Origin of the sequence: Rhizobium sp. AG855 (genome assembly GCF_003610655.1) — a bacterium.
GTDB classification, from domain to species: Bacteria; Pseudomonadota; Alphaproteobacteria; order Rhizobiales; family Rhizobiaceae; genus Allorhizobium; species Allorhizobium wuzhouense.
In genome coordinates this window covers 1,341,814-1,363,573 of sequence record NZ_RAQG01000003.1, presented here as the reverse complement: position 1 = coordinate 1,363,573, position 21,760 = coordinate 1,341,814, and the positions used below count along the sequence as shown (strand labels likewise).

Sequence of the window (21,760 nt, the reverse complement as noted above, 5' to 3'; positions counted from 1 at the left end):
TAGAGTTCTTGAGAAACTCAGAGGCCGAAACGGCCATATGGGTCGCCGTTGGCTAGTGTAAAACCACCGACGGGCACGACGGGGCGGCATGACACAATGGACACTTACCTGAAGCACCTGCCGGAATGCGAAGCGCCGGCCGTCTGTCGCTCTTGCGAGGCGCGTCATGGCGGACTTTGCTCGGTTCTGACAGCGAGCCAGTTGGGCGAGCTCAATCGGCACTCCATTCGCCGCCGCATCGAAGCTGGCAACGAGGTCATCGGACAGGGTGAAACCGTCGGCAGCTACAGCAACATTCTCAAGGGCGTGATCAAGCTGTCGAAAATGATGGCGGACGGCCGTCAGCAGATAGTCGGCCTGCAATTTGCCCCCGATTTTCTCGGCCGCCCCTTCCTCGGCGAAAGCACGATCACGGCGGAAGCCGCAACCGATACCGAGATCTGCACATTTCCGCGCAATGTCATCGACCGCATGGTCGGCGAAGTGCCGGATATGGAGCGTAAGCTGCACAACCAGTCCCTGAAGGAGCTGGATGAGGCCCGCGACTGGATGCTGACGCTGGGCCGCAAGACCGCACAGGAAAAGGTGGCGAGCTTCCTCTATCTGATCGCAACGCATATCGATCCCGAAACCGGCAAGACGCAAACGTTTGACCTGCCGCTCTCGCGCGCCGATATCGCCGACTTCCTCGGCCTGACGATCGAGACGGTAAGCCGTCAGATGACCAAACTGCGCAAGGACGGAATCATCGTCATCGAGAACAATCGTCACGTGATCGTTCCGAAGATCGACCGCCTGCGCGATGCAGCCGGAATCGACTGAGCCGTCGCAAGCCGCTCAACGGGAAATCAGGATCCGGGTATTGCCGAGGCCATTCCGCCGCGCAAGCGTGTAAAACTGCGCGGCATTGTCCGGATGAAGCCGCACGCAGCCATGCGATGCCGGTCGCCCGAGATGTTTGACGTCATACGTGGCGTGCACCGCATAGCCCCCGTTGAAAAACACCGCATATGGCATCGGCGCATTGTCATACTTGCGCGAGCGATGATGAAGCGAGGCCCACTTGGCACGCCAGGAACCGGTCGGCGTCGAATAACCTGAACGCCCGGTCGACACCTTCCAGCGATAGAGAACGATCCCGTTTTCAGACACCGTCATCGTCTGCGCGGAAATGCTGACTTTGGCGACCAGAGAACGCGCTTCAGCCATCACCGGCAGTGAAGCCGCAATGATCAATGCTCCCAACGCTGCAATCGCGCGCATGCCTTCCCCCGCCAGGGCACCCCTTTGCCCGGCAGCAGTGTAGATCCCGGCGTCCAAAAGGAAATCCGACGAAGCCGGTTGCCCAAAAAGGGTCAGCAGACGCGGAGCCAGCACCGATGGCGAGATCAGACGTAGGAGAGCAGCGCCAGAAGCCCGATCAACGCGGTCAGAAGGCTGCCGGCGACATAGAAGACGGAGACGCCTCTATGGATATCGACAAGCGTGGCATCGTTTCGCCCGCCGGCATGCATCATCGGCTCGCTCACCCGCACGCCGCCATAGATGCGCGGACCGGCAAGCTGAAGATCGAGGGCACCGGCCATGGCCGCTTCCGGCCAGCCGGAATTCGGCGAGCGATGCAGGCCGCTGTCACGCAATGCCGCCGAGAACGAGCGCCGGCCCGCCGAAGCACCGAGCCTGATCGATGCAGCAAGCGCGATCAGCACCGCCGAGAGCCGTGCAGCCGGCCAGTTGGCGAGATCATCGAGCCGGGCCGAGGCCCAACCGAAATCGACGAATCGATCATTCTTGTGCCCGATCATCGAATCGGCGGTGTTGAGCATCTTGTAGGCGAGAAGTCCCGGCAGGCCCGCGACCGCATACCAGAAGACCGGCGCCACGACCCCATCGGCAAAATTCTCCGACAGGCTTTCGATGGCCGCACGGCAGACTCCGGATGTATCCAGCGTGTTCGGATCCCGGCCGACGATCATCGCCACCGCCTGGCGCCCACCTGACAGACCGCCGCTGCGCAAACCATCGGCCACGGCAAGCACATGATCGCCGAGGCTCTTTTGCGCAAGAAAGACCGCAACGATGAGGATTTCACAGACAGCGCCAAACAGACCGAGTGCCGAAGCCAGATGCGAAAGGGCCGCCCCGCCAAGTGCCGCGAGCGCCAGGAGCACGAGGATGCTCACCACACCATTGAGGCGCCGACCGATGGCGGTAAAAGTTGGCCGGTTCAGCCGCGTCTCGAAGAAATCGATGCCCTTGCCAAAAACCACGACCGGATGCGGGAACCGCTGCCACAACCAGGGCGGATCTCCGACGAGACGATCGAGAATGAGGGCGGCAAGGAGGAAAAGCAGATGGATCATGCGGCGGACTTAGTCCATATCGCAAGCGCTTCGGCAAGCCGGCGATCACCCGCTTCATCGGCCGCCAATCCGAAGCGCAGCCAGTCCGGTCGGTAATCGAACTTGCGGGTCAGAATGTGGTGACGGCAGAGATGAGTGTGCAGTTCCCCTGCCCTGGAGTGTTCAACAAGCGTCAGAAGCCCGGCATCGCCACGGACGACGAGGCCCGCACCGCGCAAGACACGATGGAGAGAAGCGCACCGTTCCGCAATGCCGGCTCGAATCGGCGCGACATCGGAGCCGAGGAAATGGGCAGCCAGAGCAAGAGCCGGCCCTGATACGGCCCAAGGACCGAGCCAGTCGGCAATTTGCGCGACAAGATCATCGTCGGCGATGACAAAGCCGAGCCGGATGCCGGCAAGGCCGAAGAATTTGCCGAAGGAGCGAAAGACGATGAGGTTCCGCTGCGTGGCAGCCGCCACACTGAGCTCCGGCAGCGCATCCCCGAAGGCTTCGTCGACGACGATATAGCGGCCATCGCGGGCGAGATCCTGGGCCAGCCGGGCGAGACGCTCCGGCGGATAGGCCCGCCCGTCGGGATTGTTCGGGTTGACGACGATGACAAGGCCATGGGCTGGCGTGACAGAATCGAGATCGGCGATGCGATCGACGGCCATACCGGCCTGTTCGAAGACGCGGGCATATTCCCCATAGGTCGGCCAGAGGATGGCGACGCGCGCGCCGGGGCGCACAAGGCGCGGCAGGAGCTGGATGACGGACTGGGTGCCGGGAACCGGTAGCGGCAACCGTTCGCCGGACCGGTAATAGTGGCGGGCGGCGAGGCGCGCGGCCTGCTCCAGTTCCCGATCCGGCAAACGGTGGAAGGCGCGCGGGGAGATCTCGGGCAGCGGCGGCGGGCATGGATTGATACCGGTCGACAGGTCGAGCCAGTCTTCGATCCGGCCGCCATAGAGGTCCGCCGCAGCCGCCAGACCGCCACCATGCTGGATCGGCGCGCTCATGCGGCGTCTCCGATCCGGTCGATCAGATGCATGTAGGACCCGCAGACACGGCCCCTGACCAAGCCGACCGCACCAACAGCCTGGCCCGTCGCATCCTCAGCCTCGAACAGGCGTTCGGCATCGCCTTCCGAGATCACGGTCGAATAGTGGAATTCATGGGCGGAGAAAGCACCGGCAAACATCTCTGGTACCAGCGATCGGATCCGGCGATAGCCGAGATGGCGAGAGCGCTGCGCATAGCTGGTCGTCAGCGGCAACAGGCCCAGCATGGCATGGCGCTGGCCATCGGCATCGATGAGGCCGTCCCCCAGAACCATATAGCCGCCGCACTCGCCATAGACGCGCGCGCCAAGCGCCGCAGCCTCGCTCATGCCGGCCTTGAAGGTAAGCGCGCCCGCAATCCGGCCGGCATGCAGTTCCGGATAGCCACCTGGCAGATAGATCGCGCCCGCGTCTGTCGAGGGGGCCTCATCGGCGATTGGCGAGAAGAAGGAGATCTCTGCACCCTGCCGCCGCCAGCCGTCGAGCAGATGCGGATAGGAAAAGGCGAAGGCGATATCGCGGGCAACGGCGATGTGTTGGGCGAGTGGCGGGATGGTTGCCGTTTCAGGAGGAGGTGCAGACCCAGTTGACCCTTTCGCAAGCGCCATCAACGCGGCGAGGTCACAGCCTTCCTCCACAGCCGTCGCAGCAGCCTCGATAAATGTTTCAAGACCGGCGTGTTCGCTGGCCTGGACGAGACCGAGATGCCGCTCCGGCAGATGTAGATCGGGGTTCGAGCGCAACACGCCCAGCACCGGAAGGCCGGTATTCTCCAAGGCAGCGCGCAGCATGCCTTCATGCCTCACGCTGCCGACCTTGTTGAGGATCACACCCGCAACCCGGACATCTGGGCGGAAGCAGGCAAAGCCGGTGGCGATGGCGGCGACCGATTGTGACATTCGTGCACAATCGATCACGAGGATGACGGGAAGTGCCAGAAGGGCGGCGAGATCGGCGGCACTCCCGGTGCCATCCGCAGCGCCATCGAAGAGCCCCATCATCGCCTCGATGACCAGCAGGCCTTCGTCAGAGGACCGGGCGGCCTGGTCGCGCAGCAAGGCCGCTCGCATCGCCCAGGGATCGAAATTGAAACAGGTCCGGCCCGAGGCGGCTGCATGAAAGGCGGGATCGATGTAATCGGGTCCGGCCTTGCCCGGCGAGACGACGACGCCACGGCGCGACAGCGCCCGCATCAGCCCGAGCGTCACCACCGTCTTGCCGGAACCGGAGGACGGGGCCGCGATCAGAAGCCCGCTCATGCCGTGTCTTTCCGATCCACGGCGAAGGGGTCGGGCAGAAGCTTTCGGCCAGACAGAGCACCGAGCCAATCGAGCGAAGGCCGCAGACGGACAACCTCGCCGATCACGACGATGGCCGGCGGTTCGATGCCGGCCGCGATCATGTCCGCCTCGGCGCGGCCGAGCGTGGTCTCCAAAACGGTCTGATCGGCAGTCGCCGCATTGCAGACAAACGCGACGGGCTCGTCAGGTCGACGGCCGGCAGCGATCAGGTTGGCTGCAATCTGGCCCATATGTTTCATCGCCATATACATGACGATAACAGGCGAACCACGCCCGATCGCGTCCCAGTCGATCCGGTCTGGCACGACACCGGAGGAATCATGGCCGGTGAGGAAGGTAACGGCGTGGTTGACTTCGCGGTGGGTGACGGGAATGCCGGCATAGGCAAGCCCGCCGATCCCGGCAGTGATCCCTGGCACGATGCGGAAGGGAACGCCATGTTCGATCAGGGTCAGGGCTTCTTCACCACCACGGCCGAAGACGAAGGGATCGCCGCCTTTCAGCCGCAGCACCCGATGCCCGGCCTTCGCGAGTTCAACGAGGCGGAGCGAGATGTCGCGCTGCTTGGCAGACGGCTTGCCGCCGCGCTTTCCGGCATATTCAAGGATCGCGCCGGTGCGGGCGAGCTTCAGGCATTCCTCGTTGACGAGGGCGTCGTGCACGATGACGTCGGCCTCCGCCAGCCCCTTGGCGGCCAGCAGCGTCAGAAGTCCGGGATCGCCCGGTCCGGCGCCCGCAAGCCACACATGGCCGGGCTCGATCGCCGGCAGGCACATGGGCAGGGCAAGACGCGTCGTGTCACTCATACCCATGGTCTAGGCTCCGGGCCTTCAAATTGCAATTGTGGCTTGGCGGCTTTCCGCAGCCTCACCACCGCCCGAGCCTTCCGCACCGCGTGGCACTCGCCTATAAGCAAACCATGAGCAGCACGGATCATCAGCAGGAACGGCGGGACGGCGAACGGGTGGAAAAGCCCGAAGGCAGCGCCTTGCGCACCGGCTGGACGACGGGTGCCTGCGCCACGGCCGCGACCAAGGCCGCGTTCTCTGCCCTGCTGACCGGCGCTTTTCCCGACCCCGTCACGATCACTCTGCCGCGCGGCGAAACACCGGCCTTCGCGCTGGCGACTGAAGGCTTCGACGGTAGCTCTGCCTTTGCGGGCATCGTCAAGGATGCCGGCGATGATCCGGATGTAACCCATGGGGCAACCGTAATCGCGAGCGTGCGACGGCTCGCTCCCGGAAACGGCATCCGCTTTGTGGCCGGCGACGGCGTTGGCACAGTGACCAAGGCCGGCCTGCCGATCCCGGTCGGTCAAGCCGCGATCAATCCGGTGCCGCGCGCCATGATGACGGCTGAGATCGAACGGCTGGCTGAGGCGCATGGCGTCTCACCGGACGTGGAAATCATCATCTCGGTGCCCGGCGGCGCGACGCTTGCCAAGGACACCTGGAACCCGCGGCTGGGCATTCTCGGCGGCATATCCATCCTCGGCACGACCGGTGTCGTGCATCCGTTTTCCTGCGCCGCCTGGATCCACTCCATCCATCGCGGCATCGATGTGGCGCGCGCTGAAGGCCTCACGCATGTGCTCGGCGCAACCGGATCGACCTCGGAAAAGGCAGCTCAGGCGTTCTACGACCTGCCGGATGGCGCGCTGCTCGACATGGGCGACTTCGCCGGAGGATTGCTCAAATATCTCCGCGCCCATCCGGTTCCACGCCTGACCATCGCCGGTGGTTTTGCCAAGATGGCCAAACTCGCCCAAGGCGCGCTCGACCTCCATTCCGGCCGTAGTCAGATCGACAATCTCCATTTTCTTTCATTGCCTTGCGCGGAGAACCTGACTCAAAATATCCGTGAGCGGATTCAAAATGCCAACACCGCTATGGAGGCGCTTGGAATCATGAACGAACTTGGCATCGACATCGCCTCCGATATCGCCGAAGGCGCCCGCCGCACTGCCATGTCCGTCCTGCGGGATGCACCGGTCGAGATAGACGTCATCGTCATCGACCGCAGCGGAACCATCATTGCCCATGCAAGGTGACGACACGACCAACCGGCAGCCCGACAGCGACAGGCCGCAGAAGATCCTGATCCTCGGCGGCACTGCCGAGGCGCGTGCGCTGGCAAGCCAGTTGGTGGAGGCTGGGCATGCGGTGACCACCTCACTCGCCGGACGCACCCTCGATCCGATCCTCCCGGTCGGCGAGGTCCGCATCGGCGGCTTCGGCGGGGCGGAAGGACTGGCGAACCACATCCGCGAAAACGGCTATGACCGGATCATTGACGCCACGCACCCCTTTGCTCGAAGGATCAGCGAGAACGCCATCAAGGCAACTGCGATGACAGGTATACCGCTCGAGCAGAGTGTGCGCCCCCGCTGGCGCAAACAGCCGGGCGATCGCTGGCAGCCGGTGAGGTCGCTTGAAGCGGCTGCACGCGCCCTGCCCTCAGGCGCAACCGTCTTTCTCGCGCTCGGTCGCCAATATCTCGATGCCTTTTCGATCCGCGAGGACTGCCGCTTCGTGATCCGCATGGTCGACCCACCGGAGGTGGCGCTCGCCATCAACGACTACAGTCTCGTGCTGGGCAAGCCGGCGAGCGATCCGGCACGTGAGGTCGACCTGTTCACCGCCCATGGCGTGACCCATCTGGTCTGCCGCAATTCAGGCGGACCGGCTGGTTACGCCAAGCTCGCCGCCGCGCGCCAACTGGGGCTGCCGGTCGTCATGCTGGAACGGGATTGAGCCAACCGGGCGGAGATCAGCGGAATTCAAAGATCTGGCGGAAGACGCCGGGGGCGATGATCGACAGCGGATTGATCACGAGGTTCGGCTTGGCACTCGCCCCGGTCAGCTTGAAGGTGATGCCAAGCAGTCCGCGATCCCGGCCATTGCCCAGAAGCGCGCCGATGACCGGCAGTTCGCCAAACAGGCGATTGAGCCCATAGGCCGGCATGAAGGTGCCCGTGAGGTCGATCTGCCCGGAACGATCGCGCACGATGCCCTGGAAGGTTGCCCCGATCTGCTCGCCGCGCACGATGCCGTTCTCGACGCTCAGCGTGCCATCGACCACCGAGATGCGGGCAAAGGCGCGCTGGAAGCTGGCCGAACTCACATCGATGTCCTTGCGGACGGCACTGTTGAGACTGCGTCCGTCGGCTCCGGCCGGCGTCGAGACGATCGACTGCAGCCGCTCCTCGTTGTTGACCTGGACATTGCGGACATCGATATTGCCGCTCCAGGAGCCGCTGCGAATTTCCGTCAGACGCAGGTTGGCGAGCCCCCCGCTCAGGCGATTGTAGACGTCGAGGAACCGCACGACAGCCCCAAGATCGCTGCTGGTAAAGGCGAGTTCGCGCGCGCCCTCGGGAGCGCGCAGCTTGGCAACAACCGCCTGGCCGCTGCCGGTCACGCCGGAGAAGTCGACCGCATTGACGCGCCCCTTGCTGCCCGAATAGATGATTGACACGCCGGACAGCGCTTCATTGCCAAAACCGACCACGCGGTCGATCTTTCCCTCGATGCGTACGGACGGCCCTGAACGGCTGCCGTCATCACTTCCCCCACCGTCGCCTCCTTCCGGCTGCTTCAACTTCGAGATGAGGGAACGGGCATCAAAGGCGCTACCGCTCGCTTTGACGGAATAGACGCCCTTCGTGTTGCGCACGGTCAAAGCAACATTGTCGTCTGGCGCCAATCGGACCTTGGACAAATTCGCCGCCAGCAATCCGTCGCGGTTGATCTGAAGATCGCCGCTGGCGCCGAACCCGTCGCCCGCCAGAACAAAATTCTCGATCAAGGATTGGTTGTTATTGTCGCTGGTCAGATCGAATTTGGCAGTGGCCCCGATCCCCTGCCCCTTCGTCCAGCCAAGCCACGGCACGGTCAGCGTTGCGGAGCGAAGATCGACCGACACCCCTTGCTTGCGATCTCCGAGCCAGGTCATTTCGACCGAGACGGGTCCGTCGAGAATACCGCTCAGTCCAGGCACCAGCTTGTTGCGCGCGGCATCATCGAGTTTGGCACTGATCACCCGTTCCCGTGCGACGGCATCCGGCCCCTTGCGCACCGGTTCGGTGACACGGATATCCATGGGGACATCCTCGACCTTTGCGGTCCCCTCCAGGCGCGCCGCTTCCGGATCGACCACCAGCAATCCCGAGACATCGGTGACATTGCGGCCGTCGAACGGCTTCTTGATATCGACGCCATCAAGGACGACGGCTGCGGTCCATTCGGGAGGCGGCGGCGACTGGTCATCGATCAGGCCGAACCGTGCTTCGGCGTGGCCGGTCACCGGACCTGAGAGATCAGCGGGCGAAAATTCGGTTCGCTGCATCGCCTGGATCGGCTTGACGGAGACAAGTTCGGCGATGGCGTCCGCAGCCCCGCTGACATCGACGACGAGATCGGCCATCAGCGGCTTGTCATAGACATTGGCCAGCACAAGGCTGCCGCCGTCCAGCTTCACGACACGTCCAGACGGGAAATAGGATCCCGCAGACTTGATCTTCACCTCTGCCCGTTCGCCGACCATGTCGAACCGGCCATAGACATCGCGCAGGGGCGGAATCTCGCCGGTCAGGTTCATGCGCGCATCTTCGATATCGAACCCGATGCGCAGTTCATCGGCATTGAGACGCACGGCTTGCGGCTCGAGCGACAAGCGGTTTTGCGGAATGAACACGTCGATGGTGCCACGCGGAATGACACCGCCGAAGATGTTTTGCAGAACCCAGCGACGGGGTTTCGACGCGATCCAATAGGGCCAGAGCTGCTTCAGCGCGGACGTCTTGAGGTTCTCCACGGCGGCATTGAAGCGAATTTCGGGTCCGGTGCCGCCGAAGCGGATCTGCAGCTTGCCGTCAAGATTGCCGTTCGGCGTCGACGCATCAAGCGTGTCGAGCTGCAGCATGTTGTCGTCGACCAGATAACGACCATACCCTTTGAGCGAAAAGGGAAAAGGCGTCTCGCCGGCATCGGGGACATCGGCGCGTCCATTGGAAACCAGAAGGTCGATGCCGAAACCCTTGCCGAATTCGGGGCCCTCCGGCAACCGGTCGAGATCGATCAGTCCACCCGAAATCGGCAGGATCGTCTTGTCGAGCTGGGCGTTCGAGTCGGCAATCTCGACGGTGTCCTTGGCAAAGTCGTAGGCGAAGTTGAGGTTGGCCTTGGTAATCTCTTGTGGCTGGCCATCGGAATAGAAGGTGGCGCCCTGCATATTGACGCCAAACGACAGTGCGCGGGGCACACCGCCACCCCCGCGTTTTGCCGACAACAGCAGCTCCGCCGAGCCGTCGATGCCCTGTCTCGGGTCCCCATTCATCGAACGACGGAGCATGAACGGGGTCAGCCGGAAGTCTGCGACCCGCATCGTCAGCGACTGCGCCCGTCCTTCGACATTGTTGGTAAGCGCGGTGAGCTCGGTCTGCTGCCCGTTGACGGAAATCGCCCCGAAGATCGACAGAGAATCGTCCTCGCCGCGCTCCATGGCAATGTCGTCGATGGCAAGCGTGAGCGGCCGGCCGCTGGCGCTGGTGGCAGACACTTCCAGACCGCCGATCCGCATCCGGTCGAGCCCCCCACGAGCAAAGAAGGCCTGGATCCGGTCCAGTTCGTCAAAAGCGCCGGAGAGGAAGGCCGGCATCGAATCGATCCGCACCTTGTTCAGGTCGAGCGGCTCACGCTTCGGCAACAGCCTGGCGTCCAGGCTGATGCCGTCGCTCACCACCTCGCGCACCGAAAAACGGCCGCCGAGCAACGCCAGCGGCTCGACGATGAACTTGACCGATTTCGTGAGCGCAACCTGGCGTCCGAGATCGGCTTCGGTCAGGGTGACATCGTGCGCCTCGACCGTCAGCTCCATATTGGCGGAAAATCGCACTTCGGTGGAACCGACCTCGGCGTGGAAATGCGGTGCAACAGCATCCGCGAGGACCGCCTGGGCGCGACGTGCAAGCGCCTGGTCGAGCGTTCCGCTCTCGACCACCGCGTAGACCCCCATCAGCACCACGAGCCACAGAGCGGACAGGCCGCCGAGCACGCGCAGGACCCGGCGCAGGACCGACCGGCGCGGCGGCGGTGTATGCACAATAAGGGGATCCTCGACCTGCGCGGACGGGAGGGCATGCAGCGGCACGATGTCCCGCTTGCGAAACCGTAGCTTTTCGCCCCGGATCTCTGACATGTCCTGGTGATTGTCTCCGTCGATCGATGCCGCTATCAAGTCGCTCTGGACGACTTCGGAGCGGACTATATATCGAGTGCGCCGACAATCACCCACAAAACAGGCAAAAGAAAGGTTATCCCATGACGGAATTGACTGCCGGGGACAAAGCCCCCGACTTCACCCTGCCCGCCAGTGGTGGCGCCACCGTGTCGCTCCAGCAATTCGCCGGCAAACCGCTGGTCCTCTATTTCTATCCGAAAGATGACACCAGCGGCTGCACCGTCGAAGCCGTTGACTTCACGAAGCTTTCGGCCGATTTCGCGGCCATTGGCGCAACCGTGTTGGGGGTCTCGCCCGATTCGGTGAAGAGCCACGACAAGTTCGCCGCCAAACACAATCTCTCCGTCCTGCTCGCCGCCGACGAAAGCCATGCGGCGCTGGAGGCCTATGGCGTCTGGAAGGAGAAGAGCATGTACGGCAAGACGTATATGGGCGTTGAACGCACGACCTTTCTGATCGACGGATCGGGCAAGATTGCCGAGGTCTGGCGCAAGGTGAAGGTGCCCGGCCATGCCGAGGCCGTTCTGAAGGCGACCCAGGCTCTCTGATGTCCGATACGCTGACCCCGCCGGCCACCCCTTTCCACTCGCTGCGCGGGGCAGCGACGCTCGCAATCCTGAGCGCCGACCTCGACGAGAAGACGGCGCTTGCGCAAACCGCAGCGATCCGCTGGCAGGAACGGCGCCTGTCGCTGCGATCGCCGCTCGACCCTGTCATGCCCGATCGGCCTGGCCGACCTGAAAAGCCGGAACTGGTGCCGCCCAAGGCGGTGGAAAAGCGCTCCCTGCACACCCTGCCGGGGCGCATCGCACTCCTCCACGCACTCGCGCATATCGAACTGAATGCCGTCGATCTGGCGCTGGACATCGTCGCGCGGTTTGCCAGCGAACCGGTGCCGCACTCGTTCTTCGACGGCTGGATGAAGGTCGCCTATGAAGAGGCCAAACATTTCCGGCTGGTGCGTGACCGCCTGCGGACGCTGGGCGCGGATTACGGCGACATGCCGGCCCATGATGGATTGTGGCAGGCGGCGCATTCGACCCGCAACGATCTCACCGCCCGCCTGGCGGTGGTGCCGCTCATCCTGGAGGCACGCGGCCTCGACGTGACCCCCGCCTTACAGGACAAGATGCGTCAGACCGGCGATCTCGAAAGCGCAGAAGTGCTGCGGATCATCTATGAGGACGAGAAAGGTCATGTCGCCGTCGGTGCCAAGTGGTTCCGCTTTCTTTGCGCCCGCGAAAAGCGCGATCCGGCAGCAACATTCCAGGATCTGGTGCGGGCGAATTTTCGTGGCCAGTTGAAGGCGCCGTTCAACGATGTGGCCCGCGCGGAAGCAGGGCTGACGCCATCCTTCTACAGGGTGCTTTCCTCCAAAAACAACTCCTGAAGCAGGCACGCCACGCCCGCCATTGAATGTTTGTTAACCCTAATAATGCGTAATCGTTTCAGCGAGTCCAAATAAGACGACTCGCGGTCATGCAGCCATTTGCCCAGAACGGCGCAAGGGTCGCAGGAGAAGGGAAACAGGCGTGGCGACGGGATCGAACAACCAGGTTTTCGGGAAACGTAAGCTGCAGCACGTCGTCATTCTGGCCAGCGGCGACCGCATTCGCCACATGACGATCCGTCCCTGGATGACCCTCCTCGCCGTCTGTTTTCTCGGCACGCTCGCTCTCGGTTATCTCGGCGCCACCACATATCTCGTCCTGCGCGACAACCTGATCGGCGCCACCATGGCGCGCCAGGCGCGCATGCAACACGAATACGAAGACCGGATCGCGGCGCTCCGCGCCCAGGTCGACCGTGTCACATCAAGGCAATTGCTCGACCAGCAGGTGGTCGAGGACAAGGTCGAAAAACTGCTGGAACAGCAGATGGCGCTGACATCCCGCCACGGCCGCATCGGTGCACTGCTGCAGGGGGCGGGTGAAACGACACTTCCTGGCGACGGGCCGGTACCGGCAGACAAGCCCAAAGCAGAGGGAGACGAAGCATCGCTGATTGGTGCAGATGCGCCGGCATTCGCAGCTTTGCTCGGCAAGGGCGAGCGAAAGGAAACATCGACATCGTCCAGCCTTGCGCTCGGTTATGTGCCGATGACGCAGGAGAATGTCGCCGATCGCGCCGATCGGCTGTTTTCGCACATGACGCTTTCGCTGAAGGAGATCGAGGCCGAACAACTGGAACGGATCGACCAGCTTGCCAGCGGCGCCTCCGCCACTGCCGACGAAATCGCCGGCATCCTGAAGCGCCAGGGCGTGCCCGTTGAAGAACAGGCGGCGCTGGAAACGCAGGATGCCGTTGGCGGACCTTATCTTGCCCCGCGCTCGGAAAAGGATTTCAACGCCTCGCTGAACCAGCTGGACGCTGCCCTGACCCGGCTGGAATCCGTGCGCGACACAGCGCGCCGCCTGCCCTTTGCCAACCCCGCTCCGGGCCGCGACATCACCAGCCGCTTCGGCAACCGGCCGGATCCCTTCTTCGGTGGCCTCGCGATGCATGCAGGCATCGATTTTCGTGCCCCGACCGGCACCGAAATCCGGACCACGGGTGCCGGCAAGGTCGTGGCCGCCGGTTTTTCCGGTGGCTACGGCAATATGGTTGAGGTCGATCATGGCCTCGGCATATCCACCCGCTACGGCCACATGTCGCGCGTTCTGGTCAAGGTTGGCGACGAAGTTGCAACCGGTGACGTCGTCGGCCTTTCCGGCTCGACAGGACGCTCCACCGGGCCGCATCTCCATTATGAAATCCGGCGCAACGGCGACGCCGTCGACCCGATGCAATTTCTCAATGCCGGCATGAAACTGACGCCTCTGATCAATTGACCCGAACGCCTTTTGCGTTCAGCTTCATCGGGCAAAGGAGAATCCCGATGGATGCCGCTTCGCTTTTGGCCTTCGCGCTCGCCTTCTTCGTCTTCGCCGCAAGCCCCGGCCCTGATAACATGACCATCGTCGCCCGCACGCTCTCCCACGGTCCTGCCTTTGGATTTGCGTATGGCGCCGGGACGCTGGCCGGCATCCTCGTCTATCTTGCACTGGCAGCCTTTGGCCTTTCCCTGATCGCCCAGGAGATGGGGCTGCTCATGGTGATCCTGCGCTATGCGGGTGCCGCCTACCTGATCTATGTCGCCTATCGTCTCTGGACCGTGACGCCGGTGATCCCGCAAACGACGCGTGAAGTCGACCGCCGGGGCCTGTCGACCACCTTCATGACGGCCATCGCGCTCAACCTCGGCAATCCGAAGATGCCCTTGTTTTATCTGGCTCTCCTGCCGGGTTTCGTCGGCGCCACCTTCGGCGCGCACGACTATCTGGCACTGGCTTCCGTCATCGTTCTGGTCGAGATCTTGGTGGTTGGCGGCCATGTCTGGATTGCCGGGCGCGCCCGCTCCCTGATGCGCATTCCGGCCGTGGTCCGCCGGGTCAACCGCCTCGCCGGCACCGCGATCGGGCTCGCCGGTATCCAGATCCTTTGGACGACGCGAACGAATTAATCATGCGCTTTAAGCCTTTGTAGGGTTAAATCCGCCTGTTTCCTTGACTTTCGGGCCGTTTCCCACTATTCGCCGCAACCATTCGAGCCCGCATCAAGGGCGACTCATGGATGTTCGCGAGAACAGGAACGGAAACTACTTCCCTTTGACAACTTTTGCTGACCTTGGCCTGAGCCAGAAAGTCCTTTCAGCCGTCACCGACGCCGGCTACACGATCCCGACACCGATTCAGGCTGGCGCCATCCCGCCGGCCCTGCAGCGGCGGGACATCTGCGGCATCGCACAGACGGGCACCGGCAAGACTGCGTCCTTCGTTCTTCCCATGCTGACCTTGCTCGAGAATGGCCGCGCCCGCGCCCGCATGCCGCGCACGCTCATCCTTGAGCCGACGCGCGAATTGGCAGCCCAGGTCGCCGAAAACTTCGAGAAATACGGCAAGAACCACAAGCTCAACGTGGCGCTCCTGATCGGTGGCGTTTCCTTCGAGGAGCAGAACCGAAAGCTGGAGCGTGGCGCGGACGTGCTGATCTGCACCCCCGGCCGCCTGCTCGATCATTGCGAGCGCGGCAAGCTCTTGATGACCGGCGTCGAGATCCTCGTCATCGACGAAGCCGACCGCATGCTCGACATGGGCTTCATCCCGGATATCGAACGCATCGCCAAGATGATCCCGTTCACCCGCCAGACGCTGTTCTTCTCGGCCACCATGCCGCCGGAAATCCAGAAACTGGCCGACCGCTTCCTGCAGAACCCGGAACGCATCGAAGTGGCCAAGCCGTCTTCGACCGCGCTCACCGTGACGCAGCGTCTCGTCGCCTGCCACAACAAGGACTACGAGAAGCGCGCCAAGCTGCGCGAACTGATCGGCACGCAGAGCGAGCTGAAGAACGGCATCATCTTCTGCAACCGCAAGAAAGATGTCGCCGACCTGTTCCGTTCGCTGGAACGCCACGGCTTCTCCGTCGGCGCCCTGCATGGCGACATGGACCAGCGCTCGCGCACCAACATGCTGGCCGGCTTCAAGGACAACCAGATCACGCTTCTGGTCGCCTCCGACGTCGCCGCCCGCGGTCTCGACATCCCCGATGTCAGCCACGTCTTCAATTTCGACGTGCCCATCCATGCGGAGGATTATGTCCACCGCATCGGCCGCACCGGTCGCGCCGGTCGTTCGGGCGCCGCCTTCACCCTGGTGACGCGCAGCGACACCAAATTCCTCGACGCCATCGAAAAGCTGATCGGTCAGAAGATCGAATGGCACGACGGCGACATCTCCGCGCTTCCGGCCCCGGCCGAGAGCCATGACGAAAGCCGTGGAAAACGCGGCCGCGACAAGGGTCGTGAGCGGCGCGGCGGTCACAAATCGGATACGCGCAGCGAGTATACCAAACCGGTAGAGGAAGAAGTGGTGGAAGCAGCAGTGAAGGTTGAAGCGGTCAAGGTGGCAGAACCGATGAAGGCCGAGCCGGTGGCAAACGACCGTCGCGGAGACGATCGTCGCGGCGACAAGCGCCATAGCAACAATCCGCGCAACAATCGCAGCAGCCAGGCACCCGCGAACGACGACAACCGCGATCGCCGCCGCAACCGCTATCACGACCACGACGACGGCCCGACGCCCGTCGGCTTCGGTGATGACATCCCCGCCTTCATGCTGATCGTGGCTGCAGCCAAGGCCTGATTGGTCATGGGTCTGCCCGGCATTGATTTTCCCGGCCTCGGCGTCGGTCTTGCCATCCTTCGGGATGGCAAGTTGCTTTTGTGCAGGCGCATGAAGGCGCCGGAAGCCGGCCACTGGAACATCGTCGGCGGCAAGGTCGACCATCTGGAGCCGGCCGCAGAGGCGGCCCGCCGTGAGGCTGAGGAAGAGACAGGCCTGACGATTGGCCCGATCACCTATCTCGGCGTGACCGAGCAGATTATCGCGGCCGATGGCCAGCACTGGGTGTCGCTGCTCTATAAGGCGACCGAAACACAGGGCGAACCGCAGCTGACCGAACCCGATAAGCTGTCGGAGATCGGCTGGTACGATCTGGACGCCCTGCCCCAGCCCCTGTCTGTCTTCACCCGCGCCGTTCTTGCCTACTTGCGCTGATCGGCACTCGTGATCCGGACGGCCGCTTCGAAGGCGAGCCGCGCCCATTTCGCCATCAGCTCCGGATCGTCATAGGCCTCATCCGGCACTGTCCAATAGGGCATGGCGACCGGCTTTCCACCCTTACCCTCATAGACCCACCGCTTCGCCCCGGCCGCCTCCAGGAGAGGTCCGCTCTCGGCGTCGCCCTTCAGCATGATCTCGTCATAGAGTTCGAGCGCGAAGATGATGCCGTGGTGATAGATGCCCTTTCCGCCGAACATGCGGCGGATGCTGACCGGGCCTACGGCCTCGAACATCTCCTCAATCGAGGCATTGTCCATCGTCAGTCCCTCAAGGTGCCACCCGCTGCAACGACGGCTTCCGGCGTATCGACGTCGAGCCGAGCAGCAGCGCCAATCTCGACATCGATGACGGGAAGACCGGAACTCTCGATCACCGCCCGCGCGCCAATATCCCCCTCCAGCGCCTTCAACGCCTCGAAGGTATGCGCCGGCAAGATCACCGGATTGCCGCGCTGGCCATCGGCCACCGCACGGATGATCGCCGGGGTTTCCATCTTGCGCAAGATCTTTGCCATCAGCTGGATATCAACGGTCGTAACACCGGGCATATCGGCGAGCAGCACCATAATCGCGGGCAAGCCGACCGCCTCAGCGGCGATCAGGCCGGCACGTAGGGAACTTGCCATGCCGGTCGCATAGGCCGGGTTTTCGATGGGTTCGACATCAAGCCCTGACAAGGCCTTCGTAATATCGGCGGAGCGGTGCCCAGTGACCACGAAGACGGGGCCGCAATCCGCCTCGACCGCCTGCCGAACCACGCGGCGCACCAGGGCCTCGCCTTCGAACTCGGCCAGAAGCTTGTGTGGCCCGCCCTCGCCCATGCGGCTGGCCCGGCCGGCAGCAAGGACCACGATGCCGAGATCGGGCGCGTGCCCCGCTGGACCGGCTCCCGTATTCGCGGCGAGACGCGGCAGGGGTCGGCTCGGAATTTCCATCAACAATCCTCCTACGCCCCACCCGGCCATCTCGTCTGCAGACGGGGGAACGCCGGCCAGGATGCGGTTCAGGACCCAGTCGAAGCCATTGTCCTTCGGCGAGCGCGCACACCCCGGCGCTCCGATCACGGGCACGTCGCCGATATGGCCGAGCACCAGCAGATTGCCGGGATCGACGGGCAGGCCGACCCGCTCAACGGTACCGCCAGCAAGCATGATCGCCTTGGGGATGACATCCTCGGCATCGCAGACGGCAGAGGCGCCAAAGACCACGAGAAGTGATGGAAAAGCGCCAGGATCGGCCGCAGCACCAACAAGGCTTGCCCTCAACGCATCGGCCACCGCCTCAGCCTCATGGCGGACCCGCCGCTCGCCTGCGAGCTTGCTCCCCGAGCGGTCAAGACGCGCCTCAAGCACCCGGGCCGTCTTGTCCATGACGGAGCGCTTGAGGGAGGGCAATTCGGTCGCGACCAGATGCACGGCATATGGCCGGTAGGCGCGAACACAAAAGGCGTCGCCCGCCTCAAGCACAGAGATCGCCGCATTGAGGCTCGCAGCAGACACAGCCAGCGGAATGATCTTGATGGTTGCCACGAGATCGCCACTGCGCACGTCACTTCGATCCGCCAGACATGCAAGCGTGATCGCGGGGTCAACCCGATTGAAGCGGTCCACCACTGCCTTGTCGGCAACGAAGAGGCCGTTGACGGACGCATAGAAGTTGACGCGGCCTGTGGCGGCCGGACCCCGGTCGAGCCCCGAACTGCGAATGGACGATGCAAGCAACTGCGCCGCCTCGTCTTCCGTCCGGTCTCCCTCGTGAAGCTTGCGCACGATCACCTGTTCGACACTCTCGGCGCGCAGCCGGGAGATATCCGCTGCCGTCAGCCGGCTCCCTTTGGGCAATCGACCGGTGTTGAGCGGCAACGAATGGGCGAGGATGGCGCCTTCCGCCTCGTCGAGCGGTAGCGGACCGAAACTCATGCTAGAGGCTCCGCGTGCTCAGAAAGCGGCCGGCGACGCAGCGCCTGAATGATGTCGGCGAGCGTTGCGACCGCAATTTCCGCCGGCGTAGCAGCCCCGATATCGAGGCCGATGGGAGCCGAAATGCGACCGGTCTCTTCTGCGCCAAACCCTTCAGCCACCAGACGTTCGAGGCGCTTCGCATGGGTTTTCCGGCTGCCGAGCGCGCCAATGTAGAAACACCCGGCCTTGAGCGCCGCGATGATGCCGGGATCGTCGATCTTGGGATCATGGGTCACCGCGACCAGCGCCGTGAAACGGTCGAGCGGTTGCCGGGCCAAGGCATCCTGCGGCCATTCGGGAACGAGATCGATGCCCTCAAAACGCTCCGGCGTCGCAAAGGCCGTGCGCGGATCGATGATGCGAACGGCAAATCCGGCCAAGGTGGCCATGGGTGCCAGCGCCTGGCTGATATGCACAGCACCGATCACCACGATCCGGGCGGGCGGCAGGTGCACATTGAGAAACCAGGACTGGTCATCGACCGTGACGAGACCCGATTTTCCGGACCGCAGGCGCTGCCCGATCTCATCGGAAAGCGGCCCATCGACGGAATCGCCTTCGACAACGAGCCGGCTCGGACCACCCGCAAGATCTGTGACGACCACTGCTGCCCGGCGGGCGCGCCGCGCGGCGTTAAGCGCCTGGAGAAGCGAGACCTCCATCAGCCGAGCCTTTCGACATAGACGCGAATACGGCCGCCACAGGAGAGGCCAACACGCCATGCCGTCTCGTCGGCAACGCCGAATTCCAGCATGCGTGGGCTGCCGTTTTCCAGCACTTCAAGTGCTTCCGTAATGACCGAACCCTCTACACAGCCGCCCGACACCGAGCCTTCGAAATTCCCCTCTGCGTCGATCACCAGATGACTGCCGACCGGACGCGGGGCCGAACCCCAGGTCTCGACGACGGTGGCGATCGCGACCGCCCGCCCCTCGGCCTGCCAGTCCTCCGCAATCACCAGCGGATCACGCGTGAGCATATCCTGGGTCATGGCCTCATCCCTCCGGAATTCATCAGGCGGCGCGGATCGCAATCGCGGTCCAGCGGCGCGGACAGCGATTTCACGAGATCGCCGAGCGCATTCAGATTGTGCACCGACCGGAGTTCGTCAACATGCGGCAGCATGGCCCGCACGCCGCGCGCCCGCGCCTCGAAGCCGGCAAAACGCAGAAGCGGGTTGAGCCAGACGAGGCGCCGGCAGGACCGATGCAACCGGTCCGTTTCGGTCCCTAAAAGCTCCACATCGTCCCGCTCCAGGCCGTCGGTGATCAGAAGCACGATTGCGCCCTGCCCCAGCACGCGCCGTCCCCATTGACGGTTGAACAGACGAAGCGTCTCTCCGATCCGCGTGCCGCCAGACCAGTCGGCAACGGCAGCACTGCATTGCGCGATCGCTTCATCCGGGTCGCGATTGCGCAGCTGTCGGGTGACATTGGTGAGCCGGGTGCCGAACAGGAAGGTATGCACCCGCTGACGCTTCTCGGTCAGAATATGCAGGAAATGCAGGAAGATCCGGGTGTATTGGCTCATCGATCCCGAGATATCGGCCAGCACCACCAGCGGCGGTGGCCGCTCCCGATGGGTCCGGAAGCGCGGCAGCATCAAATCGCCGCCGGAGCGCAAGGACTGTCGGATGGTGGCACGGGCATCAAACATGCGGCCCCGGTTCGAGGGGCGGTAGCGACGCGTCTTCACCGCATCATCCGGCATGGCGAGCCGCTCGATGGCGCGTCTTGCCTCGGCAAGTTCGGACGCCGTCATCTGGCCGAAATCGAGCCGGCGAAACACATCCTGACCGGAAACCGTGAGCCGGGCATCGATCTCGACATCCGGTTCGTCCCGCGGCGGTGCCTGCCGGTTCTTTTCGGCAAACAACGCGTCGCTCACGCGTGCGCCACCGGCCTTCGGCTTCTGCCGCTCGCCGATCGCCGCCACCGGCGACATCAGCGCGATCATCTTGCCGATCAGGTCACGCGAGCGCCAGAAGACGGCAAAGGCTTCATCGAAGACCGGCTGATCCTCGTGCCGCTTGACGAAGATGGCGGACAAAGCGGCGTGAAATTCGATACGTGAACCGATGCCGATCGCATCCACGGCTGCAATCGCGTCGATCACGGCACCGGGTCCGGGTTTAAGCCCGGCCTTGCGCAGCACCCGGGCGAAATGCACGATATTGTCGGCAAGTTTTCCGTCACCCGCGACCGGTGGCGGAACGATGATGCCATCCTGGGACTGGACGCCCTCCATGCTCACCCCGCCGCCGCAAGCAGCTCGGCCTTCACTTCGGATAGAAGTGCCTGGCCCTCGCTGCCCTGGATGCGCGCTATGTCTTCCTGGTATTTCAAGAGCGTGCCGAGCGTGTCGGCGATCGTCTCGGGATCGAGTGCCAGCCGGTCGAGTTCGGTCAGCGCCGTCGCCCAGTCGATGGTCTCGGCGATGCCGGGGTTCTTGAACAGGTCAATAGTGCGCAGCCGCTGCACATAGGCGACGATCTGGCGTGACAGCTGCACGTCACAACCGGGCACCTTGCGGCGGATGATCGCCAGTTCCTCGGCAGCGGCCGGATAGTCGACCCAGTGATAGAGGCAACGGCGCTTCAGCGCGTCATGCACCTCGCGGGTGCGGTTCGACGTAACGATGACGATGGGAGGCTCGGCCGCCTTAACCGTGCCGAATTCGGGAATGGTCACCTGGAAATCCGAGAGCACTTCGAGCAGAAACGCCTCGAAAGCTTCGTCGGTGCGGTCCAGCTCATCAATCAGAAAGACCGGGGCGCGACCGGACTGCCCGTCCAGCGCCTGCAAGACCGGCCGGCGGATCAGGTAACGTTCGGAAAAGATGTCGCTTTCCAGCCGCGACCGATCAGACATGCCCGATGCCTCCGCCATGCGGATTTCCAGCATCTGGGCGGGGTAGTTCCACTCGTAAACGGCGGATGCGACGTCGAGGCCTTCATAACATTGCAGGCGAATGAGCGGCCGATCGAGCGCCTTGGCCAAGACCTTCGCGACCTCGGTCTTGCCGACGCCGGCCTCGCCTTCGAGGAACAGCGGCCGCTTCATCCTGAGTGCTAGAAACAGCACCGTGGCGAGTGGCCGGCCAGCCAGATAATCCTCTTCCGCGAGCAGATCGATGACGGCATCGATCGTCTGCGGCAGTCCCGTATCCGCGCGTTCTGCCATGTCTCCTC

21 protein-coding genes are annotated in these 21,760 nt (G+C 63.5%); 9 read left to right on the top strand and 12 right to left on the bottom strand.

What is annotated here, in order from left to right; translation table 11 throughout:
- The first annotated feature begins 96 nt into the window (after positions 1-96).
- A complete protein-coding gene (locus DFO46_RS06605; RefSeq protein WP_110790570.1) occupies positions 97-822 on the top strand; it encodes a Crp/Fnr family transcriptional regulator in 726 nt (241 codons plus the stop codon).
- A gap of 15 nt (positions 823-837) precedes the next feature.
- Here the strand turns inward: DFO46_RS06605 and DFO46_RS06600 are convergent, their stop codons facing one another.
- From DFO46_RS06600 to cobA, 5 genes are all read right to left on the bottom strand, one after another.
- Positions 838-1,263: a L,D-transpeptidase gene (locus tag DFO46_RS06600; protein WP_110790571.1), complete on the bottom strand. Its 426-nt coding sequence runs from the start codon at positions 1,261-1,263 to the stop codon at positions 838-840.
- A gap of 125 nt (positions 1,264-1,388) precedes the next feature.
- The gene (gene cbiB, locus DFO46_RS06595; RefSeq protein WP_120276754.1) at positions 1,389-2,363 is read right to left on the bottom strand and encodes an adenosylcobinamide-phosphate synthase CbiB; all 975 of its coding nucleotides are present in this window, start codon (positions 2,361-2,363) and stop codon (positions 1,389-1,391) included.
- On the bottom strand, positions 2,360-3,364 hold the full coding sequence (cobD, locus tag DFO46_RS06590) for a threonine-phosphate decarboxylase CobD (protein WP_120276753.1): 1,005 nt from the start codon (positions 3,362-3,364) through the stop codon (positions 2,360-2,362). Before cobD ends, cbiB begins: the two co-directional genes overlap by 4 nt.
- A complete protein-coding gene (locus DFO46_RS06585; protein WP_120276752.1) occupies positions 3,361-4,665 on the bottom strand; it encodes a cobyrinate a,c-diamide synthase in 1,305 nt (434 codons plus the stop codon). Before DFO46_RS06585 ends, cobD begins: the two co-directional genes overlap by 4 nt.
- A complete protein-coding gene (gene cobA / locus DFO46_RS06580; RefSeq protein ID WP_183041850.1) occupies positions 4,662-5,519 on the bottom strand; it encodes a uroporphyrinogen-III C-methyltransferase in 858 nt (285 codons plus the stop codon). Before cobA ends, DFO46_RS06585 begins: the two co-directional genes overlap by 4 nt.
- 107 nt (positions 5,520-5,626) lie before the next feature.
- Between cobA and DFO46_RS06575 the strand changes: the two genes are divergently transcribed.
- Positions 5,627-6,757 (top strand): cobalt-precorrin-5B (C(1))-methyltransferase, encoded by a 1,131-nt coding sequence (locus tag DFO46_RS06575; protein ID WP_120276751.1) that lies wholly within the window; start codon positions 5,627-5,629, stop codon positions 6,755-6,757.
- Positions 6,747-7,460 carry a cobalt-precorrin-6A reductase gene (locus DFO46_RS06570; RefSeq protein ID WP_120276750.1) on the top strand — a complete coding sequence of 238 codons (714 nt, stop codon included), beginning with the start codon at positions 6,747-6,749 and terminating at the stop codon, positions 7,458-7,460. Before DFO46_RS06575 ends, DFO46_RS06570 begins: the two co-directional genes overlap by 11 nt.
- 16 nt (positions 7,461-7,476) lie before the next feature.
- Here DFO46_RS06570 and DFO46_RS06565 read toward each other — a convergent pair whose 3' ends face one another.
- Complete coding sequence (locus DFO46_RS06565; RefSeq protein ID WP_120276749.1) at positions 7,477-10,905, bottom strand: DUF3971 domain-containing protein; 3,429 nt, start codon at positions 10,903-10,905, stop codon at positions 7,477-7,479.
- 122 nt (positions 10,906-11,027) lie between these two features.
- Between DFO46_RS06565 and bcp the strand changes: the two genes are divergently transcribed.
- The 6 genes from bcp (at position 11,028) to DFO46_RS06535 (ending at position 16,544) form a co-directional block, all read left to right on the top strand.
- Positions 11,028-11,495: a thioredoxin-dependent thiol peroxidase gene (bcp, locus tag DFO46_RS06560; protein WP_120276748.1), complete on the top strand. Its 468-nt coding sequence runs from the start codon at positions 11,028-11,030 to the stop codon at positions 11,493-11,495.
- Positions 11,495-12,337, top strand: coding sequence for a ferritin-like domain-containing protein (locus tag DFO46_RS06555; RefSeq protein WP_120276747.1), 843 nt, complete (start codon positions 11,495-11,497; stop codon positions 12,335-12,337). Before bcp ends, DFO46_RS06555 begins: the two co-directional genes overlap by 1 nt.
- Before the next feature lie 142 nt (positions 12,338-12,479).
- Complete coding sequence (locus DFO46_RS06550) at positions 12,480-13,778, top strand: M23 family metallopeptidase (protein ID WP_120276746.1); 1,299 nt, start codon at positions 12,480-12,482, stop codon at positions 13,776-13,778.
- A 47-nt stretch (positions 13,779-13,825) separates the two neighbouring features.
- Entirely contained in the window at positions 13,826-14,449 is a 624-nt protein-coding gene (locus tag DFO46_RS06545) for a LysE family translocator (RefSeq protein ID WP_120276745.1), read from the top strand.
- Positions 14,450-14,594: 145 nt separating this feature from the next.
- Complete coding sequence (locus tag DFO46_RS06540; protein ID WP_110790581.1) at positions 14,595-16,130, top strand: DEAD/DEAH box helicase; 1,536 nt, start codon at positions 14,595-14,597, stop codon at positions 16,128-16,130.
- 6 nt (positions 16,131-16,136) lie between these two features.
- Positions 16,137-16,544, top strand: coding sequence for an NUDIX domain-containing protein (locus DFO46_RS06535; protein WP_120276744.1), 408 nt, complete (start codon positions 16,137-16,139; stop codon positions 16,542-16,544).
- On the opposite strand, the gene DFO46_RS06530 is transcribed toward DFO46_RS06535, so the two are convergent.
- Genes DFO46_RS06530 through DFO46_RS06505 form a run of 6 tightly spaced genes read right to left on the bottom strand, consistent with a single transcriptional unit; the run spans position 16,532 to position 21,752 of the window.
- On the bottom strand, positions 16,532-16,867 hold the full coding sequence (locus DFO46_RS06530) for a TfoX/Sxy family protein (protein ID WP_120276743.1): 336 nt from the start codon (positions 16,865-16,867) through the stop codon (positions 16,532-16,534). The two genes, DFO46_RS06535 and DFO46_RS06530, sit on opposite strands and share 13 nt — an antisense overlap.
- 2 nt (positions 16,868-16,869) lie before the next feature.
- Positions 16,870-18,528, bottom strand: coding sequence for a molybdopterin-binding/glycosyltransferase family 2 protein (locus DFO46_RS06525; RefSeq protein WP_120276742.1), 1,659 nt, complete (start codon positions 18,526-18,528; stop codon positions 16,870-16,872).
- Positions 18,525-19,232, bottom strand: coding sequence for an XdhC family protein (locus DFO46_RS06520; RefSeq protein WP_120276741.1), 708 nt, complete (start codon positions 19,230-19,232; stop codon positions 18,525-18,527). Before DFO46_RS06520 ends, DFO46_RS06525 begins: the two co-directional genes overlap by 4 nt.
- Positions 19,232-19,561 carry an XdhC family protein gene (locus DFO46_RS06515; RefSeq protein ID WP_110790586.1) on the bottom strand — a complete coding sequence of 110 codons (330 nt, stop codon included), beginning with the start codon at positions 19,559-19,561 and terminating at the stop codon, positions 19,232-19,234. Before DFO46_RS06515 ends, DFO46_RS06520 begins: the two co-directional genes overlap by 1 nt.
- A complete protein-coding gene (locus tag DFO46_RS06510) occupies positions 19,558-20,817 on the bottom strand; it encodes a VWA domain-containing protein (protein WP_120276740.1) in 1,260 nt (419 codons plus the stop codon). The genes DFO46_RS06515 and DFO46_RS06510 overlap by 4 nt, the downstream gene beginning before the upstream one ends.
- A gap of 2 nt (positions 20,818-20,819) precedes the next feature.
- Positions 20,820-21,752, bottom strand: coding sequence for a MoxR family ATPase (locus tag DFO46_RS06505; protein ID WP_120276739.1), 933 nt, complete (start codon positions 21,750-21,752; stop codon positions 20,820-20,822).
- Positions 21,753-21,760: the final 8 nt, after the last annotated feature.